8 protein-coding genes are annotated in these 11658 nt (G+C 64.4%); 2 read left to right on the forward strand and 6 right to left on the reverse strand.

Annotated features, from left to right (window positions below):
* Positions 1–95: 95 nt before the first annotated feature.
* The 3 genes from clpA to dnaE form a co-directional block, all read right to left on the reverse strand.
* Positions 96–2441, reverse strand: a complete 2346-nt coding sequence (gene clpA, locus G7045_RS06950; protein ID WP_166158964.1) for an ATP-dependent Clp protease ATP-binding subunit ClpA — start codon at positions 2439–2441, stop codon at positions 96–98.
* 52 nt (positions 2442–2493) lie between these two features.
* Entirely contained in the window at positions 2494–2853 is a 360-nt protein-coding gene (gene clpS / locus G7045_RS06955) for an ATP-dependent Clp protease adapter ClpS (RefSeq protein ID WP_205737218.1), read from the reverse strand.
* Positions 2854–2948: 95 nt separating this feature from the next.
* The gene (gene dnaE / locus G7045_RS06960; protein WP_166158966.1) at positions 2949–6503 is read right to left on the reverse strand and encodes a DNA polymerase III subunit alpha; all 3555 of its coding nucleotides are present in this window, start codon (positions 6501–6503) and stop codon (positions 2949–2951) included.
* A 66-nt stretch (positions 6504–6569) separates the two neighbouring features.
* Between dnaE and G7045_RS06965 the strand changes: the two genes are divergently transcribed.
* Positions 6570–7376 (forward strand): outer membrane protein assembly factor BamD, encoded by an 807-nt coding sequence (locus G7045_RS06965; protein WP_166158967.1) that lies wholly within the window; start codon positions 6570–6572, stop codon positions 7374–7376.
* An 83-nt stretch (positions 7377–7459) separates the two neighbouring features.
* Here the strand turns inward: G7045_RS06965 and G7045_RS06970 are convergent, their stop codons facing one another.
* From G7045_RS06970 to G7045_RS06980, 3 genes are all read right to left on the reverse strand, one after another.
* Positions 7460–8098 carry a 3-oxoacid CoA-transferase subunit B gene (locus tag G7045_RS06970; RefSeq protein WP_166158968.1) on the reverse strand — a complete coding sequence of 213 codons (639 nt, stop codon included), beginning with the start codon at positions 8096–8098 and terminating at the stop codon, positions 7460–7462.
* Between the two features lie 4 nt (positions 8099–8102).
* Positions 8103–8810, reverse strand: a complete 708-nt coding sequence (locus G7045_RS06975) for a CoA transferase subunit A (RefSeq protein ID WP_166158969.1) — start codon at positions 8808–8810, stop codon at positions 8103–8105.
* A gap of 198 nt (positions 8811–9008) precedes the next feature.
* The gene (locus G7045_RS06980) at positions 9009–9794 is read right to left on the reverse strand and encodes an SDR family oxidoreductase (protein ID WP_166158970.1); all 786 of its coding nucleotides are present in this window, start codon (positions 9792–9794) and stop codon (positions 9009–9011) included.
* A 141-nt stretch (positions 9795–9935) separates the two neighbouring features.
* Here G7045_RS06980 and G7045_RS06985 point away from each other — a divergent pair, with 141 nt between their 5' ends.
* The gene (locus G7045_RS06985; RefSeq protein WP_166158971.1) at positions 9936–11624 is read left to right on the forward strand and encodes an electron transfer flavoprotein-ubiquinone oxidoreductase; all 1689 of its coding nucleotides are present in this window, start codon (positions 9936–9938) and stop codon (positions 11622–11624) included.
* Positions 11625–11658 lie beyond the last annotated feature (34 nt).

An 11658-nucleotide genomic window follows, 5' to 3' on the forward strand; every position in this document is an offset into this window, starting at 1 on the left:
TGGAGCTTGCAGGCGGCTTTTTCATGTCTTTAGGGGCATTTTAAGACCCTAAGGCGCGCAAATAAAGCGCAAGCAGCTATGCTATTTATAGCAAATTAATCGGCCGCCAGTTCTTCAGGCTCGGAGCGCGCGCCACGCTCCTTCTTCGGCAGGGGCTGAATGTCGAGCTGCACCTCGGCCACCTCCGCGCCCTTGTCGTCGCTCTTGTGCACCATGTCCACCGTCAGGCGGCCACCGTCTTGCAAGCGGCCAAAGAGCAGCTCGTCGGCCAGGGCCTTGCGGATGGTGTCCTGGATCAGGCGCTGCATCGGGCGTGCGCCCATGAGCGGGTCAAAGCCCTTCTTTGCCAGGTGCTTGCGCACGGCATCCGTGAAGGTCACCTCCACCTTCTTCTCGGCCAGCTGGGTTTCGAGCTGCAGCAGGAATTTATCCACCACACGCAAAATCACCTGCTCGTCGAGCGGCTTGAAGCTGACGATGGCGTCCAGGCGGTTGCGGAACTCGGGCGTGAACAGGCGCTTGATGTCGCCCATCTCGTCGCCCGCCTGGCGCGGGTTGGTAAAACCAATCGTCGCCTTGTTCATGGTCTCGGCGCCGGCGTTGGTCGTCATGATGAGGATGACGTTGCGGAAATCCGCCTTGCGGCCATTGTTGTCGGTCAGCGTGCCGTGGTCCATCACCTGCAAAAGCACGTTGAAGATGTCCGGGTGCGCTTTTTCGATCTCGTCGAGCAGCAGCACGGCGTGCGGCTTCTTGGTGATGGCCTCGGTCAGGAGGCCGCCCTGGTCAAAGCCGACATAGCCGGGGGGCGCACCGATCAGGCGGCTGACGGCGTGGCGCTCCATGTACTCGGACATGTCAAAACGGATCAGATCGACGCCCATGATGAACGCCAGCTGCTTGGCGGCCTCGGTCTTGCCCACGCCCGTGGGGCCGCTGAACAGGAAGCTGCCAATTGGCTTGTCGGGCTTGCCCAGGCCCGAGCGCGCCATCTTGACGCTGGCGGCGAGCTCTTCAAGCGCCTTGTCCTGGCCGAACACTACGCTCTTCAAATCGCGCTCCAGGGTTTGGAGCTTGCTGCGGTCGTCGTTGCTGACGTTGGCGGGCGGGATGCGGGCTATTTTTGCCACGATGTCCTCGATCTCGGCCTTGCCAATCGTCTTTTTGCGCTTGCTGGCCACCAGAATGCGTTGCGCCGCACCGGCCTCGTCGATCACGTCAATCGCCTTGTCGGGCAGATGCCGGTCGTTGATGTACTTGGCCGACAGTTCAGCTGCCGCCTGCAGAGCGGCGGCGGCATATTTCACGCCGTGGTGCTCCTCGAAGCGGCTCTTGAGGCCCTTCAAGATGTCGATGGTCTCGGCCACCGTGGGTTCGACCACATCGACCTTCTGGAAGCGCCGCGACAAGGCCGCGTCCTTCTCGAAGATGCCCCGGTACTCGGTGAAGGTGGTGGCGCCAATGCACTTGAGCTGGCCGCTGGAGAGCGCGGGCTTGAGCAGGTTGCTCGCGTCCAGCGTGCCGCCCGAGGCTGCACCCGCACCGATCAGGGTGTGGATCTCGTCGATGAACAGAATGGCGTGCGGCTTGTCCTTGAGGTTTTTCAAAACGCCCTTCAAGCGCTGCTCAAAATCGCCCCGGTACTTGGTGCCCGCCAGCAGCGCACCCATGTCCAGGGCGTACACCGTGGCTTCCTGCAGCACCTCGGGCACCGTGCCTTCGGTGATGCGCCAGGCCAGGCCCTCGGCAATGGCGGTTTTACCCACGCCGGCCTCGCCCACCAGCAGCGGGTTGTTCTTGCGCCGGCGGCACAAAATTTGGATAGTGCGCTCGACCTCGTAATCGCGCCCGATCAACGGATCGATCTTGCCGTCCTTGGCCGCCTGGTTGAGGTTTTGCGTGTACTGCTCCAGGGGCGAGGCTTTTTCGTTGCGCTCGCCGCCCTGGCCGCCCTCCTCGCCTTCGGCGGGGTTGTCGGCATTCTTGGCTGGCTCTTGGGCTTCGCCTTTTTTGATGCCGTGGGCAATGTAGTTGACCACGTCCAGGCGCGTCACGCCCTGCTGGTGCAGGTAGTACACGGCGTGCGAATCCTTCTCGCCAAAGATGGCCACGAGCACGTTGGCGCCGTTGACCTCTTTCTTGCCGCTGCCGGTGGACTGCACGTGCATGATGGCGCGCTGGATGACGCGCTGAAAACCCAGCGTCGGCTGGGTATCGACCTCGTCGGTGCCGGCCACCTGGGGCGTGTTGTCCTTGATGAAGTTTGACAGCGAAGCGCGCAAATCATCAATCTGCGCCGCACAGGCGCGCAGCACCTCGGCGGCGCTGGGGTTATCGAGCAGGGCCAGCAGCAGATGCTCCACGGTAATGAATTCGTGGCGCTGCTGGCGGGCCTCAACAAAGGCCATGTGCAAGCTGACTTCCAGTTCTTGGGCAATCATGAGAGAACTCCTTGGGGCTTGCGTTAAAGGGAAAGTCGGGGCGCGAGCCCCTTTATTCAACGGGTTCCGTAATGGCCTGCAACGGGTGGCCGGCCTGGTGGGCAGCAGCGAGCACCTGCTCGACCTTGGTGCTGGCCACATCGTGGGTATAGATGCCGCACACACCCCGGCCATCGAGGTGGATGTGCAGCATGATCTGCGTCGCGGTTTCGCGGTCTTTGCCAAAAAACTCCTGCAGCACGACCACCACGAACTCCATCGGCGTGTAGTCGTCATTGAGCATCACGACCTGGTGCATACGCGGCGGCTGCACGCGCTGGGCCTGGCGCTCGGCCACGACCGAGCCGCCTTCATCCACGCCAGGGGCGGCGGCGGGTGGGCTGCGCAAGGGACGGGGAGGAATCGTTGCCATGGTGAATTTCATTCTAGCGAGGCCAACGCCGGGCGTTGGCAGGTAAATATGACGCTGCGGCGGTGTATTTCAAGTGATGCGCCGCTGGCAACGGTTCAGTCGTACACCACCTGGGCCAGGCCGCCCTCGGCCTGCGCCGACCAGGCGGCGAGCGCGGCATCGCAGGGGTAAAAACGCACGCCGTCGCCCAGCTGCAGCTCGGCCTGGGCGCCCTCCTGGCCCGGGGCGGCGGCGGGGCACTGCAGCGACAGGCGCAGGCGCAGGCCCTGCAGCAGCTCGCCGTGCTCCGTCTCCTGGCGCCGGGGGGCAAACTCCTGCAGCAGGCGCGCGAGCTGCGGCAGCAGCGCCGGCCCCTGCGCGCCGACTGGCAGGTGCAGGTAGCGGCCAAAGCGGCAACGCGCGTCCGCCAGGCTCCACAGCTGCTGCACCTTCACGCGCAGGCCACCGCTGAAGTGGTCGAGCTGCAGGCGGCCGCTGACCAGCACGAACTCGTCGTCCTTGAGCAACTCGCGGTGCGCATCCAGCAGCGCCTCGTCGGCCGAGGCTTCGATGGCGCGCGATTTGTCGTCGAGCCTGAACAGCCCCAGGCGCCCGCGCTGGCCGTTGATGACGCGCAGCTCGCTGACGATGCCGCACAGCAGCTGCGGCTCGCGGCTATCCTGCAGCTCGGCAATCTTGGTGCGTACGAAGCGGCGCACCTCGGCCTCGACTTCATCAAACAAATGGCCCGAGAGGTAAAAGCCGATGGCGGTTTTTTCCTGCAGCAGGCGCTCCTTCACGCCCCAGGGCCGGGCCGGCACCAGCTCGGGCTCCTGCGTGCTGCTGCCGTGGGCGTCGCCGTCCATCATGTCGAACAGGCCGCCCTGGTTGGCATTGGCGATCTGGGCGTTGGCAAAGTCAAAGGCGCGGTCGATGGATGCCACCAGCTCGGCGCGGTTGCGGTGGATGGCATCAAAGGCGCCGGCCTTGATGAGCGCTTCGAGCGTGCGCTTGTTCAGGCGTGCGCGATCGACGCGCACACAAAAATCGAACAGGCTCTTGAACGGCCCCTTTTCATCGCCGCGCGGGCCTGTGCCCTGGCCTTCGCGCGCCGCGACGATGGCCTCGATCGCCTGCTGGCCCGTGCCCTTGATGGCGCCCAGGCCGTAGCGGATCACCTGGTCGGTCACGGGCTCGAAGCGGTAGCGGCCCCGGTTCACGTCCGGCGGCTCGAACGACAGGCCCTCCTTCACAGCATCCTCGTACAGCACCTTGAGCTTGTCGGTGTCGTCCATTTCCACCGTCATGTTGGCGCAGAAGAACTCGGCCTTGTAGTGCACCTTGAGCCAGCCGGTGTGGTACGCCAGCAGCGAGTAGGCGGCGGCGTGCGACTTGTTGAAGCCGTAGCCGGCGAATTTCTCCATCAGGTCGAACACTTCGTCGGCCTTGGCTTCGCTGATGCCTTTTTCTGCCGCGCCCTTGCGGAAGATGGCGCGGTGCTCGGCCATTTCCTCGGCCTTTTTCTTGCCCATGGCGCGGCGCAGCATGTCGGCGCCGCCCAGGCTGTAGCCGCCGAGCACCTGCGCCGTCTGCATCACCTGCTCCTGGTACACCATGATGCCGTAGGTCTCGGCCAGCACGGGTTCGACCAGCGGGTGCGGGTACTCCACCACCTCCTTGCCGTGCTTGCGGTTCACAAAGCTCGGGATCAGGTCCATGGGGCCCGGGCGGTACAGGGCGTTGAGGGCGATCAGGTCTTCGAGGCGGCTGGGCTTGGCCTCCTTGAGCATCCCCTGCATCCCCCGGCTTTCAAACTGGAACACGGCCTCGGTGCGGCCTTCGGAGAACAGGCGGTAGGTGGGGCCGTCGTCGAGCGGGATGTTTTCAAACGCAAAGTTTTCCTGGCCCTTGTGGCGTTTCTGGATGAATTCGCGCGCAATCTCCAGGATGGTGAGTGTGGCCAGGCCCAGAAAGTCGAACTTCACCAGGCCGATGGCCTCGACATCGTCCTTGTCGTACTGGCTCACCGCCGATTCGCTGCCGGGCTGCTGGTACAGCGGGCAAAAATCGGTCAGCTTGCCCGGCGCAATCAGCACGCCGCCGGCGTGCATACCGATGTTGCGCGTCATGCCCTCCAACTGCTGCGCCATCTCGATGATGGTGCGCACGTCTTCCTCGTTCTTCACGCGCTCGTAGAGCTGCGGTTCGAGTTCGAGGGCGTAATTGTTCTTGTCGCCCTCTTTCTTGGGCTCGGGCGGATAGGCCAGGGTGTAGGTCTGGCCGGGTTTGCCGGGCACCAATTTAGAGATGCCGTCGCAAAAGTTGTAGCTCATGTCCATGACGCGGCCCACGTCACGGATCGCCGCCTTGGCCGCCATGGTGCCGAAGGTGGCAATCTGGCTGACGGCGTTCTTGCCGTACTTGTCCTTCACGTAGTCGATCACGCGGTCGCGGTTGCCCTGGCAGAAATCGATGTCGAAGTCGGGCATGGAGACGCGCTCGGGGTTCAAAAACCGCTCGAACAGCAGGTTGTACTGCAGCGGGTCGAGGTCGGTGATCTTGAGCGCATAGGCCACCAGCGAGCCCGCGCCCGAGCCCCGGCCCGGCCCCACCGGGCAGCCGTTGTTCTTGGCCCACTGGATGAAGTCGCCCACGATCAAAAAGTAGCCCGGAAAACCCATTTTCAAGATGGTGCCGAGCTCGAACTCCAACCGCTCTTCGTAGCGCGGTCGCTGCTGCTCTCGCTCGGCCTCATTCGGGTACAGGTGCTGCAGGCGCTCCTTCAAGCCCTCGTGCGAGGCGTAACGGAAGTACTCCTCGATCGGCATCCCGTTGGGCGTCGGAAAGTCCGGCAGCTGCGGCTTGCCCAGCACCAGCGTGAGGTTGCAGCGCTTGGCGATCTCCACGGTGTTTTCAAGGGCACTGGGCACATCGGCAAAGCGCCGCTGCATCTGCGCCGTGCTCTGGAAGTACTGCTCGCGCGTAAAGCGGCGCACGCGGCGCGGGTTGGCCAGGATTTCGCCTTCGGCAATGCACACCCGGGCCTCGTGCGCCTCGTACTCGTCCTCGGTCTGGAACTGGATCGGGTGCGTGGCTACCACGGGCAGCTGCAGGCGCGCCGCCAGGGCCACGGCGGCCGCGACATGGGTTTCATCGTCGGCGCGGCCGGCGCGCTGCAGCTCCAGGTAGAAGCGGTGCACAAAAATACCGCCCAGGCGCAGCGCCACGTCGGCCGCGCCGGCCTCGTCGCCGCGCAGCAGCGCCTGGCCCACCGGCCCGGCCTGCGCACCCGAGAGCGCGATCAGCCCCGCGTGCAGCTCCTGCAGCCAGGCCCAGGTGCACACGGCCGTAGTCTTGACGACGTTGCGCGTCCAGGCGCGCGCCAGCAGCTCGCACAGATTGAGGTAGCCCTCGCGGTTTTGCACCAGCAGCAGGATGCGCGTGGGCGCGCCGCCGCCCGCGTCTTCGAGGAAAACTTCAGCGCCCAGCACCGGCTTGACGCCCTTGCCCCGGCTTTCCTTGTAAAACTTGATGGCGCCAAAGAGGTTGTTCAGATCCGTAATCGCCATCGCCGGCTGCTGGTCGCGGCTGGCGGCGCGGGCCAGTTCGTCGATGCGGGTGATGCCGTCAACGACGGAAAATTCGGTGTGCAGGCGCAGGTGTACAAACATCCCCAGGATTTTAAGTTCCCCCTCGCTACAATGCCCGGTTTGTCCCTCGCCAGAAAGCTGCTCACCATGCTGCGTGCCCCCCTGCCCTTTTCCTCAGCCTTCACGGCCCTGCTGGCCGCCGGCCTGATCGCGGGCTGCGCGAGCAGCAACGAGGACAAGACCGCCGGCTGGAGCCCCGACAAGATTTACGCCGAAGCGCGCGACGAGATGAACGGCGGCGCTTACGACAAGGCCGTGCCGCTGTTTGAAAAGCTCGAAGGCCGCGCCGCCGGCACACCGCTGGCGCAGCAAGCACAACTTGACAAAGCCTACGCCCAGTACAAGGGCGGCGAAAAAGCCCAGGCCCTGGCCACGCTCGACCGCTTTTTGAAGCTACACCCAGCCAGCCCAGCAGCGGATTACGCGCTCTACCTCAAGGGCCTGGTCAACTTCAACGACAACCTGGGCATGTTCTCCTGGATCTCGCGCCAGGATCTGTCCGAGCGCGACCAGAAGGCGGCCAAGGACTCCTACGAGTCGTTTCGCGAGCTGTCCACGCGCTTTCCCGATTCGCGCTACGCCGCCGATGCACGCCAGCGCATGACCTACATCGTCAACGCCTTGGCGCAGTACGAGGTGCATGTGGCGCGCTACTACTACGAGCGCGGCGCCTACGTCGCTGCCGTGGCGCGGGCGCAGCAGGCGATTGCCGACTACCAGAACGTGCCCGCCACCGAGGAGGCGCTGTACATCCTGATCCGCTCCTACGACGCGCTGGGCATGACCCAGCTGCGCGACGACGCCCAGCGCGTGATGCAGGCCTCGTACCCGCAAAGCGCCTACATGCAAAGCGGCTTCAAGGCCAAGGACAACCCCTGGTGGAAATTCTGGTAAGCAGCCCCCCAAAAAAAATCCGAAAAAATCTCCAAAAGAAACGGCCCGCACGCAGCGGGCCATTTTTTTATCTGCCGAAAAACTCAGCGCCGCAGCGGCACACCAGTCTGGCTCTGGATTTCTTCAAACGTCACATCCGGCGCCAGCTCGACGAGCCGCAGGCCCTCGGGCGTGACGTCCATCACGCCCAGGTCGGTGATGATGCGGTTGACCACGCCCACGCCCGTCAGCGGCAGGGTGCAGGCGGGCAGGATTTTCAAATCCGTGCTGCCGTCTTTTTTCTTGGCGACGTGCTCCATGAGCACGATCACGCGCTTGACGCCGGCCACCAGGTCCATGGCGCCGCCCATGCCCTTGACCATCTTGCCCGGGATCATCCAGTTGGCCAGATCGCCCTTCTCGCTCACCTGCATGGCGCCGAGGATGGAGAGGTTGATCTTGCCGCCCCGGATCATGGCAAAGCTCTGGTCGGAGCTGAAAATGGCCGAGCCCGGCAGCGTCGTCACGGTTTGCTTGCCGGCGTTGATGAGGTCGGCGTCCACCTGCGCCTCGGTCGGGAAGGGGCCAATGCCCAGCATCCCGTTCTCCGACTGCAGCCACACCTCCTTGTCGCCGGTGTGGTTGGCCACCAGGGTCGGGATGCCGATGCCGAGGTTGACGTAGAAGCCGTCCTGCAGCTCTTGCGCCGCACGGGCGGCCATTTGGTCTTGCGTCCAGGGCATGGGATCAGTCTCCTTTTTGCTCGCTCAGGGTGCGCTTTTCGATGCGCTTTTCCGGGTGGGGGTTGTGCACGATGCGGTGCACGTAGATGCCGGGCAGGTGCACGTCGTCGGGGGCGATGGCGCCCACTTCCACCAGCTCCTCGACCTCGACGATGCACAGCTTGCCCGCCGTGGCGGCCGCCGGGTTGAAGTTGCGCGCCGTGAGGCGAAACTGCAGGTTGCCGCTCTTGTCGGCGCGGTGCGCCTTCACCAGTGCCACGTCGGGCACGAGCGAACGCTCCATCACGTAGGTCTCGCCGTCGAACTCGCGCAGCTCCTTGCCCTCGGCAACGATGGTGCCGACGCCGGTCTTGGTGAAGAAGGCCGGAATGCCCGCGCCGCCGGCGCGCAGCTTCTCGGCCAGCGTGCCCTGGGGCGTGAATTCGAGTTCGAGCTCGCCCGCCAGGTACTGGCGCTCGAACTCCTTGTTCTCGCCGACGTAGGAGCTGATCATTTTCTTGATCTGGCGCGTATTGAGCAGCTTGCCCAAGCCAAAGCCATCGACGCCGGCGTTGTTCGACACCACCGTCAGGCCCTTGACGCCGCTGGCGCACAGGGCGTCAATCAGCGCCTCGGGGATGCCGCACAGGCCAAAGCCGCCGACTGCCAGCAGCTGGTTATCCGCCACCACGCCCTGCAGGGCTGCAGCGGCGCTGGGATAGAGTTTGTTCACGCAAGTCTCCTTCGTCCGTCAAGAATCAAGAATGAAAAGCGCCCCGGGCACCACGCGCCCGCCGGCCTGCGCTGGGCATTACACCATGCAGCTGCTGTGCAAAAATGAGAGCTGCTCGCGCTTTATTGCCAAGGGTTTGCGTGTGTTTTATGCCGCAAACCCGCACAGATAAAGCGCGAGCAGCTCTCATTTTTGATGTCACCCCAGGGCCATGCCATCGTCGGCGCTGATGACGGCGCCGTTGACGAAGTGGCTCTGGTCGCTCGCCAGCAGCACGATGAGCGCATCCAGATCCTGCGCCTGGCCCAGGCGCCGGCGCGGCAGCCCGGCGATGAGCTGGCGCCCGGCCTCGGTCTGCCAGTGGCGGTGGTTCATCTCGGTGTCGATATAGCCCGGGCACAGGGCGTTGACGTTGATGCCAAAGCGCCCCCATTCCAGCGCCATGGCGCGCGTCATGTGGATCAGCGCCGCCTTGCTCATGCCGTAGGTGCCGATCTGCGCCAGCGCCCGCAGCCCGGCGACCGAGGCAATGTTGACGATGCGCCCGCCCGTGAAACTGCCCGGCGCCGCGCCCTGGGCGCGCGCGATCATGCGCCGCGCCACCTCTTGCGCCATGAAGAAGGCGCCGCGCAGATTGGTGTCCATGACGAAGTCAAAATCCGCCTCGCCAACGTCGAGCAGGCGCTGCGGCGCCGAGACGCCGGCGTTGTTGACGAGGATGTCGATCGAGCCCATCTCGGTCTCGGCGTGCGCCACGGCGGCCTGGATGGAGTGGCGCTGCGTCACGTCCAGCGCCACCACGTGGGCATCGCCACCCTCGCCCTCGATGCGCGCGCGCAAGTCCTTCAGGCGCTCGCTGCGCCGCCCCGCCAGCACCACGGCAGCGCCCGCGCGCGCCAGGGTTTGCGCAAACTGCGCCCCCAGGCCGCTCGAAGCCCCCGTGACCATGGCGATGCGGCCGGACAGATCAATGGAGTAGGCCATTTAGAGACTCCTCACGAGAAAAATAGCACGCTCGTTCGCTTATTGCACGATCCATGCATACAATCGGGCGCGACCTACCAGGGTCGCCAGGGTTTGCCCTAAAGTATCGTCCAAATTCCTCCAACGCCCCATCCGACCGTCATGACCAACGAAGAAATCCTCGCCCAGTTCGGCCCCCGCGAATCCATGGAATACGACGTCGTGGTCGTGGGCGGTGGCCCCGCCGGCCTGTCCACCGCCATCCGCATCAAGCAGCTGGCGGCAGAGAAAAACCAGGAAGTCTCGGTCGTGGTGCTGGAAAAAGGCTCCGAGCCCGGCGCGCACATCCTCTCGGGCGCCATCATGGACCCCAAGGCGCTCAATGAACTCATCCCCGACTGGAAGGAAAAAGGCGCACCGCTGACCCAGCCCGTCACCGACGACGCCTACATCTTCCTTTCGGAAAAATCCGGCTGGCGCACGCCCAACATGCTGCTGCCGCCGTTTGCGCACAACCACGGCAACTACATCGTGCGCCTGGGCGACGTGACCAAGTGGCTGGGCGAGCAGGCCGAGGCCCTGGGCGTGGAAATCTTCCCCGGTTTTGCCGCCGCCGAAGTGCTGTACAGCGAAACCGGCGCCGTCAAGGGCGTGGCCACCGGCAACATGGGCATCGGCAAAGAGGGCGAGCCCACCGACAGCTTCCAGCTCGGCATGGAGCTGCTGGGCAAGTACACCATCTTTGCCGAAGGCGCGCGCGGCCACCTGGGCAAGCAGGTCATCGCCAAATACCGCCTGGATGAGGGGCGCGATCCGCAGAGCTTTGGCATCGGCATCAAGGAACTGTGGGAAATCGACCCGAAGAAGCACCAGCCGGGCTTCGTCATGCACACCGCCGGCTGGCCCATGGAGAGCGACACCTACGGCGGCGCCTTCCTCTACCACCTCGACGGCAACAAGGTGGCGCTGGGCTTTGTCACCGGGCTGAACTACACCAACCCCTACCTGAGCCCGTTCGAGGAATTCCAGCGCTGGAAGACGCACCCGAACATCCGCTACTACTTCGAGAACGACCAGGGCGAAGTGACCGCCAAGCGCCTGTCCTACGGCGCGCGCGCCATCAACGCCAGCGGCATCAACTCCCTGCCCAAGACCGTGTTCCCGGGCGGCGCGCTCATCGGCTGCGACGCCGGTTACCTGAACGTGAGCCGCATCAAGGGCAGCCACTCGGCCATCAAGACCGGCATGTTGGCGGGCGAAGCCGCCTTCGAGGCCGTGACCGCCGGCCGCCAGCACGACGAACTGAGCGCCTACCCCAAGGCGTTCGAGGAAAGCTGGCTCTACACCGAGCTGAACAAGGACCGCAACTTCAAGAACTGGTTCAAGTACGGCCTCACGGTGGGCACGGTGATGAACGGCTTCGAGCAATTCGTGCTGCGCGGCCACATGCCCTGGACGCTGCACCGCACCAAGGCCGACCACGAGTACTTGAAGCCCGCCAGCGAATGCAAACCCATCGCCTACCCCAAGCCCGATGGCAAGCTGACGTTTGACCGCCTCTCCAGCGTCTTCATCAGCAACACCAACCACGCCGAAGACCAGCCCGCGCACCTGACGCTGAAGAACGCCAGCGTGCCGGTGCAAATCAACCTGGCCAAGTACGCCGGCCCCGAGGCCCGCTACTGCCCGGCCGGGGTGTACGAATTTGTGGGCGAAGGCAGCGACAAGCGCTTGCAGATCAACGCGCAGAACTGCGTGCACTGCAAGACCTGCGACATCAAGGACCCGACGCAAAACATCGTCTGGGTCACACCCGAAGGCGGCGGCGGGCCGAATTACTCGGGCATGTAAAACCCGAAACGCTATAAATTAAATAGCTGGTGGC

Source organism: Acidovorax sp. HDW3 (assembly GCF_011303755.1).
Classification (GTDB): domain Bacteria; phylum Pseudomonadota; class Gammaproteobacteria; order Burkholderiales; family Burkholderiaceae_C; genus Paenacidovorax.